This is a genomic window from Janthinobacterium glycogeni, assembly GCF_051380725.1.
In the GTDB taxonomy this organism is placed as follows: domain Bacteria; phylum Pseudomonadota; class Gammaproteobacteria; order Burkholderiales; family Burkholderiaceae_D; genus Janthinobacterium.
This window is the reverse complement of the sequence record NZ_JBNYXP010000004.1, coordinates 244,155-266,630: the sequence shown is the minus strand read 5'-3', so window position 1 is coordinate 266,630 and position 22,476 is coordinate 244,155. Positions and strand designations below refer to the sequence as shown.

Sequence of the window (22,476 nt, the reverse complement as noted above, 5' to 3'; positions counted from 1 at the left end):
TGGAGGATAACTGTTCAAAGTGACAAGCCCATGACAGGCATCACGGTGGTGGCGTATCCGCAACAGGCCCGCCGATGCCGCCGAAGCGGCCATCGGCCTGGCGCCGGAATTCCTTCGGCGTGACGCCCTTCACCTGCAGGAAGCGGCGGTTGAAATTGGCCACGTTCTGAAACCCCACGTCATAGCAGACATTGGACACATACTGGTCGGTGTCCATCAGCAGCTGGCAAGCCTTGTTGATGCGCAGCCGGCTGACGAAGTCCGTGAAGCTGTTGCCCGTGGCCTTGCGGAAGAAGCGCGAGAATTTACTCAGCGACATGCCCACCTGCTCGGCCAGCATTTCCGCCGAAATCGGCTCGCGGTAATTGTCCGTGATGTAGTTGAGGACGGAATTGACCTTGGCCAGCGTGGCGTCATCGTCGTAGGAACGCAGGGAAGCGCTCGACAGCAGACGGTAGTGGGCCGTGCGCGCCAGCTTGCTCATTAATTGCACGAATTCGGCGAAGCGCTCGGCGCCATGCGTGGCGCGGATGCGCGCCAGGTGGCGCTCGGCCTCGTGGCCCATGTCGAAAAATTCCACGCCATAGCTGGAGCGCTCGAGCAGGGGCAGCAGCTCGCGCAATTCGGGGATGACACGCGCGGCGCCGGCCAGCGGCGCGTGGGCGAACTGCACGATCATGTCGCGCAGGGCCACGCCGCCGTCCGGCATCACATTGGAAATCCAGTTGTGCGGCAGGCGCGGGCCCGTCAGCACCAGGTGGCCGGGCGAGAATTCGCCGATATAGTCGCCCACGAACAAGCGCCCGCTGGTGGCGACGATCAAGTGCAGCTCATACTCTTCGTGGCAGTGCCAGCGCACGCGCGAGCTGGGATAGCCATGTTCCAGGTAATTGATGATGCCGTCGTAGCTTTCGCGTTCCAGCTCGGGCGCCTTGCGCTCGCTGTCCTTCTGCCATAGGTATTCCATGCTTGTCTCTCTCAGGCTGTCCCCGCCCGTGCCATCGAATGTACCTCAAAAAGCTTCACTCGCCAAAACGGCCCAGCGCCTGCTGGCGAAACTCCTTCGGCGTCATGCCCTTCAATTCCAGGAAGCGCCGGTTGAAATTGGCCACATTGTTAAAACCCGCCTCGTAGCAGATGTTGCTCACATAGCGCTCCGTCTCCATCAGCAGCTGGCACGCCTTGTTGATGCGCAGGCGGTTGACGAAATCCGTGAAGCTGTTGCCCGTGGCGCTGCGGAAGAAGCGCGAAAACGTCCGCTCGGGCATGTCCACCTGCTCGGCCAGCTGTTTCAGCGAGAACTGGCTGCTGTAATTGTGCACGATGAAGTTGATGGCGGAGCTGATGCGCGCCAGCGCCACGTCGTCGTCGCTCGACTGCATCGGCACCGTCGACAGCAGCTGGTAATCGCTGGTCTGCGCCAGCTCGCCCAGCAAGGTGAGAAATTCGATGAAGCGCGGCAGGCCGCTCGTGTTGCGGATGCGCCGGAAGCGCCGCAGCGACTGCTCGCTGACGCCAAAGAATTCCACGCCATGCAGGGCGCGTTGCAGCAGCGGGAAGATGCCCTTCAATTCAGGAATGGCGGCCGCCATCGACGCCAGCGGCGCATGGCCGAACTGGATCACCATGTCGCGCAGGGCCACGCCCTCGGCCGGCGTGTCGAGCGAGACCCAGTTGTGCGGCACGCGCGGCCCCGTCAGCACCAGGTGGCCGGGTGTGAACTGGCCGATGTAGTCGCCGACAAACACCTTGCCGCTGCTCTCGACGATCAGGTGCAGTTCGTACTCGTCGTGATAGTGCCAGCGTACCAGCGCATTCGGAAAACCGTGCTCGAGGTAACGAATAAAGCCGAAACTGCCTTTCGGCTCGAAGCCGGGCGTGGCGTCGCGCTGCTGTTCCAGCTCCATCTGCGGCAGCGACGCATCGGCCTTGCGTGGCATGGCGCGCCCTCCCCGTCAGGCGACGATCTGTTCCAGCGCCGCGCGCGCGCCCCGTTCATACAGGCTGGCCAGCGACTGCCCCACCTCCTGCGTGAACGCGGGTGTGTCGGACAGGTCGCCAAACAGCTCGCGCAAGGACAGCAGCGCCGCGGCGTCGGCCCCGCCCTGCAGCGCCAGCGCGCGCAGGCGCGGCGCATACGGGTCGTTCAGGGGCATCTCTCGCCCCTGCTCGTCGCGGCCTTCCAGGTAGCGGAACCAGCACGCCACGGTAAACGCCAGCAGCGTGATGGCGCCGCCCCGGGCCAGCGCTTCGCGCACGGACGGCAGCACGAATTTCGGGATGCGCGCCGAACCCTCCGTGCCGATGCGCGCCAGCTGGTCGCGCACGGCCGGATTCGAAAAGCGCTCGATCAGGGTGGCCTTGTACCGTTCCAGATCGATGCCTTCCACACTATCGAGCAAAGGCGTGACCTCGTCATCCATCATGCGCCGCACGAGCGCGCGGATACACGCATCCGCCATCGCTTCATGCGCAAACGTGTAACCGAGCTGCATGCCGATGTAGCACAGGGCCTGGTGGCTGGCATTCAACAAGCGCAGCTTCATCTTTTCATACGGCAGCACGTCGTGCGTCATCTGCGCGCCCACCTTTTCCCAGGCCGGGCGGCCCTGCGGGAACTCGTCTTCGATGACCCACTGGCGGAACGGCTCGCACACGACGGGCCAGGCGTCGACGATGCCGAAGCTGTCGCGCACCAGCGCCCGGTGTTCATCGGTGGTGGCCGGCGTGATGCGGTCGACCATGCTGTTGGGGAAGCTGCCATGCGTGGCCAGCCAGCGCGCCAGTTCCGCGTCGCGCAAGGCGACAAAGGCCAGCAGCATCTTGCGCGTCACATCGCCATTGTTTTGCAGATTATCGCAGGACATGATGGTAAATGGCGCCAGTCCCTGCTGGCGGCGCAGGGCCAGCGCGGCGGCCAGGTAGCCGAACGAACAGCGCGGCGCCTCGGGGTGCGCCAGTTCATGCACGATGTCGGGGTGGGCCGCATCGAATTCGCCCGTGCCCTGGTTCACATAGTAGCCGCCCTCCGTGATGGTCAGCGCGACGATGCGCGTGCCGGGGTCGGCCAGCTTTTCCAGCACGGCCTGCGGCTCGTCGGGCGCATACAGGTAGTCGCCGATGCAGCCGATGATGCGTGCCGAGTCGCCGGCCGCGCTGCGCTCGACCACCGTGTACAAGCCGTCCTGCGCCCGCATGGCGTCGCGCATGGCCGCGTCATGCGCGAGCAGGCCCACGCCGCAGTATCCCCATTCTGCGTTGCCGGGCAAGGCCAGCAAATCGTCGAGGTACACGGCCTGGTGGGCGCGAAAAAACCCGCCCACGCCGATATGCACGATGCCGGGAACGAGCGTCTCGCGCGCATACGCGGGCACGGCGACGTTCGACGGCAGCTTGGCCAGGTTCGCCTGCTTCAATGCGATGGCGTCCATTACAGCGCTCCTTTCGCCGCCGCGTAGGTCTTGCCGGCACGGTCGAAATAATGCACGAAGCCTGGCTCGAACGTCAAATGCGTCTGCTGGCCCGGCTGCAGGCTGCTGCGCTCCGCCCCGCGCGACACCACCTGCACATTGTTCGGCAAGCGCACATAGGTGAGGGTTTCCACGCCCAGCGACTCCACCAGGTCGACGGTGACGGGCACGCTGCCCGGCTGCGCCGCACCCAGGTGCACGTGCTCGGGTCGGATGCCGACGAAGCCGTCCGCCTGCGCCGCGCTGCCCGCCTGCGCCAGCAGCTGCGGCGCCCCGTCGGCCGGCACCACGTTCATGCTGGGCGTGCCGATGAATTGCGCGACGAAGCGGTTGGCGGGACGGTCATACAATTCCAGGGGCGAGCCATGCTGCTCGATCTGCCCGTCGCGCAGCACCACCACGCGATCGGCCAGGGTCATCGCTTCGACCTGGTCGTGCGTGACGTAGATGGTGGTGGCGCCCAGTTCGCGGTGCAGCTTGGCGATCTCGATGCGCGTCTGCACGCGCAGGGCCGCATCGAGATTCGACAGCGGTTCATCGAACAGGAACACTTTCGGATCGCGCACGATGGCGCGGCCGATGGCCACCCGCTGGCGCTGGCCGCCCGACAGTTCCTTCGGCGTGCGTTCCAGGTAACGCCCAAGGTCGAGGATGGCGGCCGCCTTGTCCACCTTTTCGCGGATGATGGCGGGATCGACGCCGGCCAGCTTCAAGGCGAACGACATGTTCTGGAACACCGTCATGTGCGGGTACAGCGCATACGACTGGAACACCATCGCCAGGTCGCGCTTGGACGACGGCACATTCGTGATGTCGCGCCCGTCGAGCGACAGCTTGCCGCCGTCGATCGGTTCCAGGCCCGCGATCAGGCGCAGCAGCGTGGATTTGCCGCAGCCCGACGGCCCCACGAAGACGACGAACTCGCCCTGTTGGATTTCCAGGTCGATGCCCTTGATGGCGCGGTGCTCGCCAAAGAATTTTTCGATATTGCTCAGTTGAAGGTAAGCCATGATATGTGTCTCTATTCTTTCGTTTACTTGACTGCGCCAAAGGTCATCCCTTGGACCAGTTGCTTCTGGCAGAACCAGCCCAGCGCCATGATGGGCGCGATGGCCATCAGCGAAGCGGCCGACAATTTGGCCCAGAACAGGCCTTCGGGACTCGAATACGAAGCGATGAGCCAGGCCAGGGTGCCCGCGTTCGACGCGCCCAGGTTCAGCGACCAGAACGATTCATTCCACGACCACACCATGCATACGAGGGCGGTGGAAGCGATGCCGCCTACGGACAGGGGCAGCACGACGTGGCGGAATTCATCCCACACGGTGGCGCCGTCCATGCGCGAGGCCTCGAGGATTTCGCGCGGCAGCTCCTTCATGCTCGTGTACAGCAGCCAGATCATGATGGGCAGATTCATCAGCATGAACATGATGGTCAAGCCGATGCGCGTATCGAGCAGGCCGAAGTACTGGTAGCAGATATAGATGGGCATCAGGGCGCCCACGCCGGGCATGTAGCGCGAGCTGAGCATGAATTTCAGCAAGCCGATGGTGCCGCCCGTGGGGAAGAAGGCCATCGAATAGGCGGCCGGGATGGCGATCAGCAGGCCGATGGCCGTCGATGCCACGCTGGTAAACAGCGAGTTCCACGCGTAGCCGAAGTAATTGTCGCGCGCCAGCACTTCGCGGAAGCTGTCCAAGGTCGGCGTGAAAAACAGCAGCGGCGGCGTGGAAATGGCTTGCCCTTCCGTCTTGAAGGCCATCAGGCCCAGCCAGAAGATGGGAAAGAACAGCAGCAGCGCGCACAGCCAGGCGGCGGCCGTGCGGCCATACAGATTGAGTTTGCTATGCATCAAGGTCTCCTTATTTCGACAGATTCTTGCCGATGACGCGCATCAGGAAGAAGGCGGCGATGTTGGCGATGAGCACGGCGAACAGGGCACCGGCCGAGGCCGCTCCCACGTCATACGACAGCAGCGCCTGCTGATAAATCATGAAGGTGATGGTGGTCGTGTCGAAGCCGGGACCGCCGCCCGTGGTGGTAAAGATTTCCGCAAAGATCGACAGCAGGAAGATCATCTCGATCATCAGCACCACCGAGACGGCGCGGCCCAGGTGGGGAATGTAGAGGTAGCGCAACTGCTGCAGATAGGTGGCGCCATCCATGCGCGCCGCTTCCAACTGTTCGCGGTCCATCGATTGCAGGGCCGTCATGAAGATCAGGCAGGCAAACGGCAGCCATTGCCAGGAGACCATCATGATGATGGAAAACAGGGGGTGGGCCGACAGCCAGTCGACGGGCGTGGCGCCAAAGAAGATGCTGATTTGCGCAAACAGGCCGTAGATCGGGTTGAGCAGCATGTTCTTCCACATCAGGGCATTGACGGCCGGCATGACGAGAAACGGCGAAATCAAGAGCACGCGCACGATGGCGCGCCCCGGGAACGCTTCATTGATCAGCAAGCCCAGCGCCGTGCCCAGCACCACCGTGATCAGCATGACGGCAAACAGCAGGGTAAACGTATTCTGCAAGGCAGGCAGGAACGAGGCATCGGTAAAGAAAAAATGGAAATTGGCCAGCCCATGGAAAGGATGGCCGCTCGGATCGAGCATGGAATAGCGCACGAACGCGTAATACAGGGTGATCAGCAGCGGGATCACGGAAATGACGGAGACGGCAAGCACGGCCGGCGTCAGCAAAGTCCGGGGGATAATGCGTTTCATAGGATTCTCTTGGGACGTGAGGTGAGTGATCTAGCGCAATAGCAAGGCCAGTCACATCACCTGTGTTACAAACCAAACAGCACAGCAAAGATGCCTGACAAAACCGTAGCGAGCGGCAGTGATTTGTGGCCGAGAAGCGCAACCGTACTCTAGTACGGTGAGCATCGCCGGCCGCAAAGCGCGACGCGCAGTAGGTTTGGTCAGGCTATCCTATTACTTGTAATAGCCGCCCTTACGCATTTCTCTTTCCGCCGTCTGCTGCGACAATTCCAGCGCCTGGTCCACCGTCACCTTGCCCAGCAGCGCTGCCGCCATCTGCTGGCCGGCGGCCACGCCGATCACCTGGAATTCGGGGATCGAGGCAAATTGCACACCCACGTACGGCGATGGCGGCAAGGTGCTTTGCACGGCACGCGTGGTGGCCAGGGCCTTGCCTTCGGCGGCGGCGAATTTCGCCACTTTCTGGAACTCGGGGCTGGCATACGTCGACTTGCGCGTGCCCGTCGGCACGTTGGCCCAGCTCGTTTTCTTGGCCACCAGTTTCACGTAATCGGGCGACGTGGCCCAGTTGATGAAGCGCTGCGCCTCGTTCGGATGCTTCGAGCTCGACGGGATGGCCAGCGACCAGATCCACAGCCAGTTGGCGCCCCGCTCCGTCACGCCCACGGGCGACTGGGCGAACGCCACCTTGTCGGCCACCTTGCTTTGCTTCGGATCGGTGATGAAGGAGGCGGCGATCGTCGCGTCGATCCAGATGCCGCACTTGCCCTGGTTGAACAGCGCCAGGTTTTCATTGAAGCTGTTGGCGGCCGCGCCCGGCGGGCCGTATTTCTTCATCAGGTCGACATACATGGTGACCGCGTCCTTCCACGGCTTGCTGGTAAATTGCGGCTTCCATTGCATGTCGAACAGCTGGCCGCCGTAGGAATTGGCCATGGTGGTGATCAGCGCCATGTTGTCGCCCCAGCCCGGCTTGCCGCGCAGGCAGATGCCGTACACGCCGTTGGCCGGATCGTGCAGCTTGGCCGCCACGTCGCGCAGCTGGTTCCAGCTGGGGCGGTCCTCGATGGTCACGCCCGCTTTTTTGACCAGGTCGCTGCGGTACATGATCATCGAGCTTTCGCCATAGAACGGCGACGCGTACAGCTTGCCGTCGCCGGACAGTCCCTCGCGGATGGCGGGCAGCAGATCGTCGATATCGTATCTGGCGTCCGGCTTGATCGGGATCAGCCAGTTTTTCTTGCCCCAGATGGGCGTCTCATACAGGCCGATGGTCATCACGTCGAACTGGCCGCCCTTGGTGGCGATATCGGTGGTCATGCGCTGGCGCAAGACGCCCTCTTCCAGGGTCACCCACTTGAGCTTGATGTCGGGATTGGCTTGCTCGAAGAATTTGCTGAGCTTTTGCATTTCGATCATGTGGCCGTTGTTGACGGTGGCGATGACGAGGTCGGTTGCGGCAAAAGCGGACGAGCTGAGGCAGAGCGCGCCGGCGCACAGCGCGGCAATGGCGGAACGTTTCATTGTGTGTCTCCAGTGTTTTTTGTCGTTGGCAATGCTCAGGTACTTAGCACCACGACCACAATGTAGCACCGGACTTTGATACTTTCTGATACTCCAAAACCGCAATTCGATACTCTTTTGCACCCCCTCTATGCACCAGAGTATCGATATTGAGTAAAAACAACACTTTGAAAGAAAGTATCGGTACTTGTTCGATTTGTATCAGGGTGGTTAAAAAAGCGCTGCTAGACTTGGTTTTCGGCATTAGACCGTGTGCGGTGACCGGCCTTCCGGGGCGCCACCGCTACCACCAACATTCTTCTGGAGACCGCATGAATCGCACTGCATTGAAAACTTTACCTGCCCTGCTCCTGGCCATCGCCAGCGCTTCCGCCATGGCCGACCCCATGTACCCAAGCGACGCTGAAGGCTTCCATGGCTACCTGCGCGCCGGCGCCGGCAGCAATACCTCGGGCGGCGGCGGTTCGCAAGGCTGCTTCGGCCTGGGCGGCAATACCATGAAATATCGTCTGGGCAATGAGTGCGACGCCTACACGGAATTCGGCTACACCAAGTCCGTCGCCCAGTCCGGCGGCGTGAACTACCTGGCCACCATCTGGGTCAACGCTTACGCGCCAAATTCCGATTTCGGCGACAACAAGCTGGGCATCGTCAAGGCCTATGTCGAAGCGCAGGGACTCGATTTCCTGAACGGCGGCACGGCCTGGATCGGCAAGCGCTTCTACTACCGTCCTGACATCCACATGCTGGACTTGCAGTACATCAACATGAACGGCACGGGCGCCGGCCTGGACCGCATTCCCGCAGGCCCCGGTAAATTCTCGTACGCTTTCTTCAAGGACAACGACATCAATACCGTGTCGAAGACCGGCGTCGTCAGCACCAAGTCGGCCGTGCGCCAGAACTTCATCTACGGCGAGATTCCCGTCAATGAAAACGGCACGCTGGACCTGGCCGCGACCTACATCATCGGCGAAGGCAAGGACAACGACGCGTTTGGCCAGAAGCACAATGGCTGGCAGCTGTCGGCCTTCCACCGCCAGGCGAAAGTCTTCGGCGGCGGCAATACCTTCGGCGTGCAGTACGGCGTCGGTCCTGGCACCGGCAAGGGCGCGCAGTTCGGCGCGTCGGGCGACACCAATTTCGGTTCGGACGTGAAACGCACGCGCATCTTCAATGACATGGCGATCCAGCCGATGGCCAACTTCGGCATGGAATTCGTCGCCCTGTGGCAAAAAGACGAATCGAACGCCAACGGTTCCTCGACCTGGACCTCGGTCGGCGTGCGTCCCGTGTACGCGTTCACCAACAACTTCAAGCTGGTGGGCGAACTGGGCACGGACCGCGTGACGCAAGGGGGCGGCCTGCCGGCCAAGCGCCTGACCAAGCTGACCATCGCCCCGACGATCTCGGCCGGCCCTGGCCTGTGGTCGCGTCCTGAACTGCGCGCTTTCGTCACCTACGGCAAATGGAACGATGCGGCCACCGCCTCGGTCAACGCGTCGAACAACGGCGGCCCGATCTACAACAACAATACCAGCGGCACCTCCTACGGTTTCCAGGTGGAAACCTGGTTCTAAACACCGAACCAAACCTGCTGCGCGGCGCGCTTTGCGGCCTGCGATGCTCACCGGGCTTTAGCCCGGCTGCGCTTCTTAGCCACAAATCACTGCCGCTCGCGACGGTTTTGCCCGGCGTTTTACTACACAGAAAGCTGCATAAAAAAGGGCGGAACCGCGGTTCCGCCCTTCTCTGTTTACCCTACCGCATCACTGCTTACGGCAGCGCCACCGGCAATTCCGGATACTCCTGCGTCAGCGCATACTTGGTGCCGCCCACGGTGACCGTATAGTTGGCCGGCCCCGAGATCGGCAAGCGGTAGTTCAGGGTCAGCGCCACGGAGCCGCCCGGCGCCAGCGATTGCCAGGCGGGAATCGCAAAGCGGGCCCGGTTGTAGTTCTTTGTGAAGCCGCCGATATTGTTCGGCCCCGTGTAGCCGGCATTGATCACCGTCAAGCCGAAGCCGGACTGGTCGCTCATGTCCGATGGCGCCGACACGGGATAGTCGAACTCCACCACGGTGCCGCCCGGCAGGGTCGATGTGGTGTTGTTCTTCACCGTCATCACGGGATTGATGGGGAAGTTGTTGTCGCCCAGCTTCCAGCCGCCCAGGCTGATGCTGACGTTGGCCGCCGTGGCCGGCATGGCGATTTCGGCACGCTTGTTGCCGTACGCGCCAGCCGTGCGGAAGGCCTGGTACAGCACATCCGTCAGGGTGGTGCCCATGAAGTACTCGCCCTTGCCGCCATTGCGCGTGGCATCCCAGGCATAGTCGCCCGCCATTTCCCAGATCATCACGCCGCCGATATTGTTATTGACGATGTACTGGGCCTTGGCCGCGATCGACTGCGTGGTTTCCGTGGAAATGAACACTTTTTTGGTCGCATTCCACAGCCACGGCGCCACCATGGTGCTGCTGTAGTACGGCACATACGTGCCCACCAGCGCCTTGTCCGTGACCTTATACGCGTCGAGGTAGCTCGGCACGATGCCGTTCTGCAAGTTCAGCGCATGCCAGATGGGGTTGCCGCCGCCTGGCGTGGGCTTGCCCTGCGAGTCGAGGTCGTACCAGACGTTGTCGATGCCGGTGGCGCCCGTGCCGCACGTCTTGGTGCCGGCGCAGGTGACGGTGGAGCTGATCAGCGGCGTCGTGCCCCACAAGCCATTCGTGCCGCCCGTGACATCCTTCCAGCCCCGCGTGTAGAACGGCACGCCGATATTGATGCGGCCCGCCTGCATGGCGCCCCGGTAGTAGCGATAGGCCCAGTCCGTGTTCAGGTAACCAATGTTCTGGTACTGGTAGGCATTGCCGGCACGCAACTCACCATCGTTGCCGTCGTCAAACAGCGCCGCGTTCGGTCCCACATACTGGTTCCACGCGCCGTGCAAGTCGTAGCTCATCAGGCTGGCGTAATCGAGATATTTCAACCCCGACATATTTTCCTCGCCACGCAAGACCCAGCCCGAGGCGGAACCGGCGATGGTGAGCAGATAGTATTTATTGTCCTGCACGGCCGCTTCGTCGAGCTTCTGGCGCAGCACTTTCAGCAGCACGTTGTAGCTCGTCATCAGGCCGGCCAGGCGCGGTTTCGAGACGGCGAAGTCGTTCGGATTGCCCGCTTCATTGTTGGTGGTCGGGTGTTCGTAATCGACATCGACGCCGTCGAAGAAGTTGTACTGGCGCACGAAGGCCACCATGGAATCGGCCAGGGTGTTGATGCCGGCCGTGTTGATGCTGCCGTCCGCGTTCGTCGTGGCCGTGTAGAAGCCGCCGCTGCCGGCCCAGCCGCCCACGGAAATCATCAGTTTGACGCCCGGGTACTTCTTCTTGTATTGCGCCAGCAAGTTGAAGTGCCCCTTGTACGGCAAGGACGGGTCCATGGCCGCCGCCGGCACGTTCGGCCAGGTCAGGCCCGTGTCGGGATTGGCCGCGCCGCTGCCAATGGCGATCTTCGACGTGGCCGGATCGACGGAAGCGAATGCGTAGTTCAGGTGGGTGATCTTGTCCCACGGCAGGTTATTCACCAGGTAAGTCGGGCTGCCATCGGCGCCCGTGCGCCAGCTGGCGAAATAGCCGACGATGCGCCGGTTCAAGCCATTGCCCAGCACCTCGCGCCCGTTCGCATCGTACACCTTGCAATACGGCACGTTCGGCACGGCCGAAATCAGGCCGTCCGGACGGCAAGCCGTGGGGGTCGGCGTTGGCGTTGGCGTTGGCGTTGGCGTTGGCGTCGGCGTTGGCGTCGGTGTCGGCGTTGGCGTTGGCGTTGGCGTCGGGGTTGGTGTCGGTGTCGGTGTCGGTGTCGGTGTCGGTGTCGGTGTCGGTGTCGGTGTCGGCGTCGGCGTATCCGTCACGGCCCATGGCCCCCACTGGTCGGTGGCGCTGGGGACATTGCCCTGCGTCCACCACTTGGCCTTGTAGGTGACGCCCTGGTAAAGCACGCACTGGCCGCCCGTATAGACGGTGGCGGCATCCCAGACGGCGCACGCTTCCACGGCGGCGAGCAGGGTGTTTGGCGTGGCGGTCGTGCCTTCCTGGCCGCCGCCGCAAGCGACGAGTACGCCGCTGAGCAAGGCCATCAATAATGCATTCGATTTCATGTGGTATGGGTCTCCATTATGGTTGTACATCGAGAGCGCGTTGCAGGCCCCTGATGGGGCTCTTGTCAACTGTTATCCCTGGCCGGCTGTCCTGCATAGACTGCTACTGCAACTTCACATTCCAGTTGGCTTCCACGCATTTCACGTAGTTCCCCGCGATCAACGCGCTGTACGGCGTCTGATAGCTGACCAGCTGGCATTGGTTGTCGCCACCGGCGCTCCAGTTCTTTTCCCAATAGATGTTGTAGGCAGCGGAACTGGCCGGGGTGAAACGCTGCATGTTGGCGCAAGACAATTGTTCGCCGGAATAATCCCAGCCCATGTCGGCGGCAAACTGCTTGTAGTAATCGATGCGGTTTTGCGCGGCCTGCTTTTCCGTTCCCTGCCCGCATTCGGCGTTGATGATCATGATGGTGGTGGCGAAGTTATTGCCCGCACCAGCCGTCGTGTCGGCCGCGTTCGGCACCCACGTGCCATCGAGCACATGCAGCATCGACGGCTTCGGCGGTTGCGGATAGACAAAGAAGAACGTGGCCGACGCCAGGTTCAGCCAGGTCGAGGCGACGAGGTCCGGATTCTTCAGCAAGACGGACTGGTCGCCGTCATGCATGGCTTGCGAGAAGGGGCCGTAGTTGTAGTTGTAGGACAGCTGCTTGGCGCCGCGGCCGAAATACTTCTTGAAGCTGCCGTCGGCATTCTTGCCGCAGGTCCACACCTTGTTGAAGACGGGATCGGCGCACTCGACGTTGTAGCCGCAGCCGGCGCCCGTCTCGTCGCAGCCCAGTTCGCGCAAATACTTCAAGCCCTGGCGCCATTGCGGCAGCGGGCTGCTGGCGTTATGGTCGCCCGTTTCCTGCCCGAAATGGGCGAACATGGTGGCCAGGCTGTGGCGACAGATGGCGTCCGCATTGCGCCCGTCGCTGTAGTCGTCGCACACGGCGGGAAACTTGGCCACGGCTTGCAGGAAGCGCTGGTAGGTGTAGCTTGTATCGCGCGCGGCAAAATAATAATCCCACTTCGCCGCCGGCAGCAGACGTTCGACGCGTTTGACGTTGAGCGGATTGCCGGCCAGTCCAGGCTGCACGGCTTCGACGGCCGCATTGCCCAGGGTGCGGATCGACGCCTTGACCTTGCGGAAGAAATCGTTGTTCGTCAGCGCCGCCTCGTTCGCCTCGGCCTGGGCCTTGGTGGGCACGCCTGGGGTGGGAGTCGGCGTGGGAGTGGGCGTCGGGGTGGGCGTCGGGGTGGTGGTATCGAGGCTCCACGGTCCCCACTGGTCGTTGCTCGGTGCCGTGCCCTGCACCCACCATTTGGCCCGGTACACCTTGCCGTCGTAGACGGCGCACTGGCCCGCCGTGTAGACGGCAGCGGCGCTCCAGGCCGCGCAACTGTCGCTGGCAGCCGCGGCGGCCAGCAGTGTCGAGGGGGGTTCGGTGGTGGAATTGCCGCCGCAAGCGAGCAGCGCGCTGCCCAGCAGGCCGGCCATGAATGGCGTGGCCAGCCGGCTTGATTGCCGTGTCTTCACATTGTCTCCTGAACGTTATACGAAAACTATCGAAGTAGCTTTTTATGTTGTACGTAAAGAAAGCACAGCGAAGCATCGGCTTTCTGCACAGAGAATGCGACGCCCGAAATTGGTAGTCAAGTGGTTTTATACAACAGTGTTTTTTACAATACCAGTGACTTCATGCGGTCCGGCCACGGTGCGCCAGGCGAAGAGTCAGGGAAGAGAAAAAAGAAGGATTTGCGCCAGCTGCCGGCAATACCGCGCCGGCAGCCGCGCGGCAAGTGGTATTAGCACTGCCGCCCGGGTTTTCAGGCAGATGGCGTTGTCGCGCGTTGGTGTTGCGGATAATACAGCTCATAAAACCAGCCATACGCATCTTCGATTTGCGCCTGGATGCGCGGCGGTATCGCATGCGGTTTGGGCGCGCTGATGGTCGCTTGCTGGCGGTGCGTGTATTTCATGCGGTAATGGCTGTCGCTTTCCTGGATACCCACGGCAAGATCGTGCGGGTCGATCTGGAATGGCGCCAGGCCCAGCCACGCGTACAAGTGCGACATGCATTCCACCGGCCGCGCCATCAAGTCTTCGAAACGCACGAAGTACAGCTTCTGCTGCACATCGGCAGGCAGGTCGAGCACGGCATGCAGCGAGCTCAAGGGAGCGCCGATGGTGCGGTCCTTGGCAAACAGCATGTCGGCCCGGCCCAGGCGGTCGAAGTCGGCCAGGTGGTCGACGAAATCGAGCAGGATGGTGCGCTGGTGCTGCGCCTCGATGGAGCCGTAGACTTGCCCCAGCTCGCGCACGCAGACGATGATTTTCGCTTCCGGCGCCAGTTGCAGCAGCATCTCCACGCAATGCAGCCAGGCGCGGTTCTTGTCGACCACGCCCTGCTTGCCGCAATCCTGGTACCAGCCGCGCAGGAAACCCTGCATGGCCGTTTTCAGATGGCCATAACTGGCATCGAAGGTGCTATCGAGCTGCGACAGGAAAAAGGTGTCGTCGCTGACCATGCGCCGCATGCCCAGCAAGGCGTTGCACAGGGGCGAGCTGTTGCCTTCGCAATGCAGGTCGGGGTGCTGCGCCAGCAGCTGGCACAGCAAGGTGGAACCGGCGCGTGGCAGGCCGGCCACGCCAATGAAATGGGATGTCATGCGATTGTACTTTCTGTTCAGCGCTGCGCCTCTGACGGAAAACAAGGATGATGCAGCCATTGTAAAAGTGTTGCGACGATGCGAAGGCATGAAAATGCCGCCTCGAAACACGAAGCGGCACTCCGGCGCCGGCATATGGTGACGCGGCGGGCCTTACTGGGTGTCCTGGCGCGTACCGACGGAAACCTCGACCGGCAGGCGCAAGCCGCTGTCGACCACGCTCAGGCGCAAGCCTGGCAAGACATTGCTGACGACGTTGCCGGCCAGCTGCACTACCGGTGCGCTGCCCGAGCCGCCCTTCTCTGCCTCGCGCGGCGCATCCTGCGCGGCGGCAGGCTTGCCTGGCGCCGTCTCGCCACTGACGATCATGTCGGCCTGCACCATATTGCCCTGCGACGGCGCCACGGCGACAGCCGCGATCACGTTCGCAACGGCGCTTTGCAGCGCTTCCGTCGGATTGACTTTCAGCACGCCGTCTACATAGTTCAGGGCGTAATTGTTCGACGCCTGGCCCGATGCCGAAACCAGATAGTTGCCAGCCGCGGAAGCCGTCGTCGCCGGCGTGCCGAACGCCAGGTTGCCGCTCACTTCGGCGGCCAGCGTGTCCCCGCCGAGCAAGCCGCTGTAGCTGGCGCTGAAGTCCGGATTGGCGCGTCCCTGGCCTTTTACCGCATTGTCGACTTTCACCGTCAGCGGTGCCTGCGAGATCGTGGCCGTGGTGCTGGCCGTGGTGTTGACCACGTAATTGCCCGCATCCGCCCCGCTCAGGCGTATGCCGGCCACCGTCACCGTCTTGCCCGCGCCCGCATTCTTGTCGCTGAAACTGGCGCCATTGCTGGCAATATTGAGCTGATCATTGCCGATACGGTTGTCGCGCAAGGAAACGACGGCGTTCGTGCTGGCGTCGTACACCTTGTTGATGCCGGTGGCGCTGACCGTCAGGGCCGCCGGCGTGATATCGGCCGTGGTGGTGGCCAGGCTGCTGGCCAATACGTAATTGCCCGCATCGGCGCCGGCCAGGCCCAGACCGCTGATATTCACGGTCTTGCCCGTTGCCGCATTCTTGTCGCTGAACGCGCCAAGGACGGGGCCGCCGGCCAGGCTCAGGACGTCGCCGGCCAGCATGCCATTGAAGCTGGCGCCCGCCAGGTTCAGGCTGGCCGCCGTGCCGCCGTCATACACCTTGTTTGCCGCCACGATGCCGGCAATGGCGCTGATGGACGCCGGCGTGATGCTGGCCGTGCCGCTGGCAACGGTGCTGGCAAGGTTGTAGTTGTCCGCATCGGCGCCGCCGAGGGTGATGCCGCTGACCGCCACCGTCTTGCCCGTGCCCGCATTCTTGTCGCTGAAGGCGCCGTTGCCGGCCACGGTCAGGCTGTCGCCGTTCACCATGCCATTGAAGGTCGCCGCGCCGTTCAGCGTGGCCATGGCCGAGCCATCATAGGTCTTGTTGTTGACGGCCACGTTCGTCACGCCGCTGATGGTCGCCTTGCTGATGTCGGCGTTCACGTTGGCGGGACTGCTGAAGGCATAATTGCTGGCCAGGCCAGTGCCATCCTGCAAGCTGGCGCCGCTGATGGTCACCACCTTGCCAGTACCGGCATTCTTGTCGCTAAAGCTGCCGACACCGCCGCTGAAGCCCAGCGTTTCCCCCTCGACCATGCCGGTCAGGGTGCCGCCCGACAAGACTGCCGCTGTCGTGCCATCGTAGACTTTATTGCCTGCAGTCACACCGGAGAGCGTGACGGCCTTGGGCGTGATACTGGCCGTGGCGCTGGCCGTATTGTTGAGGAAGTCATAATTGACCAGATCGCTACCGGACAAGGTGATATTCGTGATATTGACGGCCTTGTTGCTGCCCACGTTTTTATCCGTGAATGCACCGCTCGCGCTGACCAATTGCACATCGTCGCCAGCAATCTTGCCGTTGATCACCGCCTGGCCGGGACTGAGGCTGACGTTGAGGCTGCCGTTATAGATTTTGTCCAGGGCGCTCAAACCGCTAATGCTGGAAATCGTTGCCTTCGCGATATCGCCCGTCATGCCGTTTGGCGTGCTCAGCGTGTAGTTGCCGGCCAGGCCGCTGCCGTCGCTCAAGGTCACGCCGCCCACCGTAATGGCCTTGCCCATGCCCGCGTTCTTGTCGCTGTAGCTTGCCCCCTGGACAGTGAAGGCCAGGGTCTCCGAATTGACCAGGCCATTCAGGGTGCCGCCGGTCAGGTTCGCACTGGCTGTGCCGTCGTAGACTTTATTGTTGCCAGTCAAGCCCGTCAACGTCAGCGCCTTGGCGCTGATATTGGCACTGCTGCTGGCCGTGTCGCTGGCCAGGTTGTAATTGCCAGCGTCCGTGCCGCCCAGCACGATGCCGCTGACATTGACCGTCTTGCCATTGCCAGCGTTCTTGTCGGCAAAGCTGCCGCTGGCGCCCGAGACCGTCAGGTTGTCGCCGCCGGCCATACCGCTGAAAGCGGCACCTGCCGTGTTCAGGCTGACGGCCGTGTTGCCGTCGTACACTTTATTTCCGGCAACGATACCGCTCACGCCGCTGATGGTGGCCTTGCTGATATCGGCGCTGCTGCTGGCCGTGGTGCCGGTCAGATTGTAGTTGCCGGCATCCGTGCCGCCCAGCGCGATGCCGATGATGCTGACCGTCTTGCCTGTGCCCGCGTTCTTGTCGGCAAAACTTCCGCTGGCGCCCGACACGCTCAGACTGTCGCCGCCGATCATGCCCGCAAACGTGGCACCCGCCGCATCCAGGCTGGCAGCCGTGCTGCCGTCATACACTTTGTTTCCAGCAACAATGCCGCTCACGCCGCTGATGGTGGCCTTGCTGATATTGGCCGTGCTGCTGGCCGTAGCATTGGTAAAATCATAATTCCCAGCGTCCGTGCCGCCCAGGATCATGCCGCTGATATTGACCGTCTTGCCATTTCCGGCGTTCTTGTCGGCAAAGCTGCCGCTGGCGCCCGAGACCGTCAGATTGTCGCCGCCCACCATGCCCGTGAACGATGCTCCAGCCATGTTCAGGCTGGCGGCCACGCCGCCGTCGTACACTTTATTTCCGGCAACGATACCGGTCACGCCGCTGATGGTGGCCTTGCTGATATCGGCTGTGCCGCTGGCCGTGGTGCCGGTCAAATTGTAGTTGCCGGCATCCGTGCCGCCCAGCGCGATGCCGATGATGCTGACCGTCTTGCCTGTACCCGCGTTCTTGTCGGCAAAACTGCCGCTGGCGCCCGACACGCTCAGGCTGTCGCCGCCGATCATGCCCGCAAACGTGGCGCCCGCCGTGTTCAGGCTGGCCGTGGCAGTACCGTCATACACTTTGTTTCCAGCAACAATACCGCTCACGCCGCTGATGGTGGCCTTGCTGATATTGGCCGTGCTGCTGGCCGTAGCATTGGTAAAATCATAATTCCCAGCGTCCGTGCCGCCCAGGATCATGCCGCTGATATTGACCGTCTTGCCATTTCCGGCGTTCTTGTCGGCAAAGCTGCTGCTGGCGCCCGAGACCGTCAGATTGTCGCCGCCCACCATGCCCGTGAACGACGCCCCAGCCATGTTCAGGCTGGCGGCCGTGCCGCCGTCGTACACTTTATTTCCGGCAACGATACCGGTCACGCCGCTGATGGTGGCCTTGCTGATATCGGCGCTGCTGCTGGCCGTGGTGCCGGTCAAATTGTAGTTGCCGGCATCCGTGCCGCCCAGCACGATGCCGCTGATGCTGACCGTCTTGCCTGTGCCCGCGTTCTTGTCGGCAAAACTGCCGCTGGCGCCCGACACGCTCAGGCTGTCGCCACCGATCATGCCCGCAAACGTGGCGCCCGCCGTGTTCAGGCTGGCCGTGGCCGTGCCGTCATACACTTTGTTTCCAGCAACAATACCGCTCACGCCGCTGATGGTGGCCTTGCTGATATTGCCCGTCAAGCCGTTCACCGGCACCAGCGCATAGTTGCCCCCGGCGCTGCCGCCCAGGGCCGCGTTGACCGTCACGGCGATGCCGTTTCCGGCATTCTTGCTGGCAAACGTGCCATTCACGGTCGAACTGACATTGGCCAGGTCGCCCGCCAGCACGCCGTTGAGGGTGCCGCTGATGGCGGCCACGGTGGTGCCGTCGTACACTTTGTCGCCCACCGCCGCGCCGCTCAGGGTGACGGACTTGGGCGTGATCACCAGGCCGCCATCGATATAGCTGATCGCATAGCCGCTCTGGCCGCCCGAAGCGTACAGGCCGCTGGCCGACACGCCATAGGTGCCCGCATTGACGGCGCCGGCGGCATTGCCCGCATACACGGGCGTGCCCAGCAGACTGGCGCCTGCCACCGTGTTCGAATACGTGACGCTATTGCTGCCGCCCGCGTAGGCGACGCCGTCATACACCTTGCTGTCGAAGGACACGCGCACGGCGATCTGCTTCATGAACGAGCGCAGGAATGGCGCGCTCTGGCCGTCGTAGACCACCCACATCTGCGCCAGTTCCCAGCCGGCGCCCGTGTAATTTGACAGATTCTTCAGCTGCGTCGTCGTCATGCCCGTGCCGCCCGCGCTGGCCGCCTGGCCGCTGCTCAGCGTGTCCCAGTAGCTGCCCGTGACGCTGCCAGCACCGGCGCCCGCCAGGCCGCCCACATTGCTGGAACCGCTCACGCTGCCGTTCGCGTAGCTGTTGGCGACGCTGCCGCCATTGCTGCCCACCAGGCCGCCGACGGCGCTCGTGCCGCTCACGGCGCCGCTGGCATAGCTGTCCGCGACCGTGCCCGTATTGCTGCCCACCAGACCGCCGCCGGTGGAGGTGCTCGTCACGTCGCTGGTGGCAAAGCTGCCGCTGATCGTGCCCGCATTGCGGCCGGCCAGCGCGCCCACATTGGTGCCGCCCGCCACGCTGCCGCCGGACAGGCCCACATTCGCCACCGTGCCCGCGCTGCCGATGGCGCCGAACAGGCCCACATCGCTCACGCCCGCCTTTGCGATGTTCAGGCTGGAAATGATATGGCCGGTGCCGTCCAGGCTGCCAGTGAAGGCGGAAGCCGCCGTGCCGACGGGAATGAAACCTGTCGTTCCCCATACATCCTTGCCATTGGCTGCCGTCGTGGCGGCGCTGAAACTGCTGCCCAGCGTGTAGCTGGCCGATTTATTCATCGTCATCAATTGCAGCTGGTGCGCCGAATTGATGGTATTCGACCACTCCGACGCCAGCATGGGGCGCGTGCCGGCGGTCGCACCATTGATCGAGCCATCGCCGCTGACGATGACCCAGTTGTTGCCCGTCGCGCCGCCCGTGGTCGTGAAATTGAAGCCCACATAATTACTCGATACCAGCATCTGCGCCGTGCTCAGCCCTTGCGCATTCGAGGTGGCGCCATTGAAGCTTTGGCCGATGCCATTCAGGCTGGAGTTAATCGTGTTGTCAAAGTAGGCGCGGTTGACGCTACCGCCGTTATGCTCGCCGACGATGGCGCCGACGCTGGCGCCGCCGCCCGTCACCTTGCCCGTCGTATACACATTCGTGATGACGCCGCCCACGTTATAGCCGACGATGCCGCCTGCCAGCCCGGTGGTCTGCACGTCGCCCGTCGCGTAGCTGTTGTTCAAGGTTCCGCGCAACAGCCCCACCAGGCCGCCGACATAGCCGCCGGTGGAAGTCACCTTGCCTGTCGCATAGCTATTGCTGATGATGGCGCCGGCGTCGTTGTTGGTTCCCACCAGGCCACCGGCACTGCCCGAGGCGTTCATCGCGCCTGTCGCATAGCTATTGGTAATCGTGGCATTGTTAAAACTGACCAGGCCACCGCCATAGTTGGCTCCCGCGTTAACAGTGCCCGTTGCATAGCTATCGCTGATCGTGCCGGAATTGTTGACGACCAGCCCGGCGGCAACGTAGCGCGTGGAGCTGGTGGTGGCGGAACTGGAACTGCTCTTGATCAAGCCGCCAGCAGCGTTGAGGCCGACAAAGCCGCCTGCAGCGCCATAGCCGCCCGGCCCGGGATCACCGGCGGAGACCACGGTGCCGGAAACGCGGCTATTGCTGATCGTGCCGGCATTGATGCCGACCAGGCCACCCAGATTGACGTAACCGGAGCCACTCACGTCGCCGCTGCTGTGCACGTTATCGATCTTGCCATTGTTGACGGAGGCCAGCGCGCCTATGCCCGCATAGGTGCTGCTATAGGTGGCGGCCGATCCGGCAACGCTCACGCCGCTCAAGCTCAGGTTGCGCACAGCAGCGGCGGCGCCGATATTGCCGAACATCCCGACGGGCACTTCAGGGCGGTTGATCGTCAATCCCACGATTTCATGGCCCAGGCCATCGAGCGTGCCCGTGAATGGCGTCGCATCGCTGCCGATGGGCGCGAACCCCTTGCCGCCATCCCAACCGGAGGTGCCGAGCGCGTCGATATTGCTTCCCAGCACATAGTTGCCGGACAAATTGCCCTGCATGCCCTGCACGTCGTTGCCGCTCGTGCTGTTGAATGCGCCCAGGCTGTTGATCACCTGATACACGGTCACGCTGCCATTGCTGCCCAGCTTGGTGCTGAAGTTGTTGCCCGATGGCAGATCGACTTCCGCCTTGACGTTGTACGTGGACTGATTGCCGGCGGTGAGCGCGTTCTGGCCGTATTCGAGGGCCAGGCTGGCCGTGCCCGCGCCGCGCATGGCCTTGTTGATGTTGATATTGTTTTGCGCCGTCAGGGTCAGCTTGTTGGCCGTCCAGTTGATGTTATCGTTGACGTTGATGTTGCCCTGCGTGCCGCTGCCGCCCGACACGCTCTGGATTTGCACATTGCCCGATTTCAAGGAGTTGCTCAGGAAAGCGCCCGTCATGTCGCCGCCGGAAACGGCGATATTGAAATCGGTCGGGTCGATCAGCCAGGTGCCGGCCAGGCCCTTGCTCGATGCCGTCGTCACCTTCAGCGCATCGTCGATCTTGACGTGCGCTGCCGAGGTGTCGATGAAGCCGCCATTGCCGCCATCGGACGCGCTGGCGTCCAGGGTGCCGGCCGCGTTCACCGTGCCGCTTTGCATGTCACCGAGCAACTTGATCGTGCCGCCGCGCGTGTCGATGCTGTGCGCCTCGATCACGCCCGTGTTGTTGACGGCGGTTTTCAGCAAGTCGCCCGCCGCCTGCGCCGTGAGCACCACGCTGCCGCCATCGGCCTTGATCATGCCGCCGTTATTGACAAGCGCGCCCACGGCGCCCTGGTCCACCGCCACATTCAGCAAGCCGTCGCCCGCCACGTCCAGCGTGATCGCCTTACCCGCCGCCAGGGCTACCGAACCCAGGCGTGCCTGGATCGTACCTTCGTTCGATACCTGCGCGCCCAGCAGGGCCACATAGCCACCCGGCGCGTTGATGCTGCCCTGGTTCAGGACCTTGCCCGTGCCATTGCCGGAAAACTGGTACTTGCCCGCCATGAAGTCGGCGTTGGAAATATCCAAGGTGGACGCCACCAGGCCGGCCGTGTTCACGGACGCGCCCTGGCCGAACAGGATGCCGTTCGGATTGACGATGAACACCTTGCCGTTGGCCGACAAGTTGCCCAGGATAGTCGTGCCGTCGCCGCCCAGCACGCGGTTCAGCGCCACCGCATTGCTGTTGGGCTGCTGGAACTGCACCGATTCGCCCTTGCCGATATTGAAGCTGGCCCAGTTGATGACGGCGTTCTGGCTGCCCTGCCTGATGACGGTAGATCCCGGCGCGCCGTTGATCGTTGCCTGTCCTGCCGCCACCGTGCCGCCCGCCGGCCCCGCCAGGGCCAGCGAGCCGTAACCGAGCATCAGCGCCGCCGCCATGCTGGTCAAGGCAAAATGCGCCCCGCCACCACTGCTGCCGGGCATCGAGCGCTTGCCGGCGGATTTGACGTTTTCGGAAACGGCGGCGTAAGCGCCGGTGGCCTGGTTCCAGATGGAGCGGTAGATGCGGTTCATGGCAGTGTCCTGATTGT

The 22,476-nt window shown here is 62.9% G+C and carries 12 protein-coding genes; 1 reads left to right on the top strand and 11 read right to left on the bottom strand.

Annotated features, from left to right (window positions below; genetic code table 11):
* Positions 1-40: 40 nt before the first annotated feature.
* From ACQ4W4_RS12065 to ACQ4W4_RS12035, 7 genes are all read right to left on the bottom strand, one after another.
* Positions 41-967, bottom strand: coding sequence for a helix-turn-helix domain-containing protein (locus tag ACQ4W4_RS12065; protein ID WP_436542209.1), 927 nt, complete (start codon positions 965-967; stop codon positions 41-43).
* A 55-nt stretch (positions 968-1,022) separates the two neighbouring features.
* Complete coding sequence (locus ACQ4W4_RS12060) at positions 1,023-1,940, bottom strand: helix-turn-helix domain-containing protein (protein ID WP_436542208.1); 918 nt, start codon at positions 1,938-1,940, stop codon at positions 1,023-1,025.
* A gap of 15 nt (positions 1,941-1,955) precedes the next feature.
* Positions 1,956-3,431 (bottom strand): mannitol dehydrogenase family protein, encoded by a 1,476-nt coding sequence (locus ACQ4W4_RS12055; RefSeq protein WP_436542207.1) that lies wholly within the window; start codon positions 3,429-3,431, stop codon positions 1,956-1,958.
* Positions 3,431-4,480 carry an ABC transporter ATP-binding protein gene (locus ACQ4W4_RS12050; protein WP_436542206.1) on the bottom strand — a complete coding sequence of 350 codons (1,050 nt, stop codon included), beginning with the start codon at positions 4,478-4,480 and terminating at the stop codon, positions 3,431-3,433. The genes ACQ4W4_RS12055 and ACQ4W4_RS12050 overlap by 1 nt, the downstream gene beginning before the upstream one ends.
* A gap of 23 nt (positions 4,481-4,503) precedes the next feature.
* Positions 4,504-5,322 carry a carbohydrate ABC transporter permease gene (locus ACQ4W4_RS12045; protein WP_436542205.1) on the bottom strand — a complete coding sequence of 273 codons (819 nt, stop codon included), beginning with the start codon at positions 5,320-5,322 and terminating at the stop codon, positions 4,504-4,506.
* 10 nt (positions 5,323-5,332) lie between these two features.
* Positions 5,333-6,193, bottom strand: coding sequence for a carbohydrate ABC transporter permease (locus tag ACQ4W4_RS12040; protein WP_436542204.1), 861 nt, complete (start codon positions 6,191-6,193; stop codon positions 5,333-5,335).
* A 213-nt stretch (positions 6,194-6,406) separates the two neighbouring features.
* The gene (locus ACQ4W4_RS12035; protein ID WP_436542203.1) at positions 6,407-7,717 is read right to left on the bottom strand and encodes an ABC transporter substrate-binding protein; all 1,311 of its coding nucleotides are present in this window, start codon (positions 7,715-7,717) and stop codon (positions 6,407-6,409) included.
* Positions 7,718-8,028: 311 nt separating this feature from the next.
* Here ACQ4W4_RS12035 and ACQ4W4_RS12030 point away from each other — a divergent pair, with 311 nt between their 5' ends.
* Positions 8,029-9,297 carry a maltoporin gene (locus ACQ4W4_RS12030; RefSeq protein ID WP_436542202.1) on the top strand — a complete coding sequence of 423 codons (1,269 nt, stop codon included), beginning with the start codon at positions 8,029-8,031 and terminating at the stop codon, positions 9,295-9,297.
* A gap of 196 nt (positions 9,298-9,493) precedes the next feature.
* On the opposite strand, the gene ACQ4W4_RS12025 is transcribed toward ACQ4W4_RS12030, so the two are convergent.
* The 4 genes from ACQ4W4_RS12025 to ACQ4W4_RS12010 form a co-directional block, all read right to left on the bottom strand.
* Entirely contained in the window at positions 9,494-11,878 is a 2,385-nt protein-coding gene (locus ACQ4W4_RS12025; RefSeq protein WP_436542201.1) for a chitinase C-terminal domain-containing protein, read from the bottom strand.
* A 103-nt stretch (positions 11,879-11,981) separates the two neighbouring features.
* Positions 11,982-13,403 carry a glycoside hydrolase family 19 protein gene (locus ACQ4W4_RS12020; RefSeq protein WP_436542200.1) on the bottom strand — a complete coding sequence of 474 codons (1,422 nt, stop codon included), beginning with the start codon at positions 13,401-13,403 and terminating at the stop codon, positions 11,982-11,984.
* A gap of 290 nt (positions 13,404-13,693) precedes the next feature.
* Complete coding sequence (locus ACQ4W4_RS12015) at positions 13,694-14,536, bottom strand: sulfotransferase family protein (RefSeq protein WP_436542199.1); 843 nt, start codon at positions 14,534-14,536, stop codon at positions 13,694-13,696.
* A gap of 153 nt (positions 14,537-14,689) precedes the next feature.
* Positions 14,690-22,459: a YDG domain-containing protein gene (locus ACQ4W4_RS12010; protein WP_436542198.1), complete on the bottom strand. Its 7,770-nt coding sequence runs from the start codon at positions 22,457-22,459 to the stop codon at positions 14,690-14,692.
* Positions 22,460-22,476 lie beyond the last annotated feature (17 nt).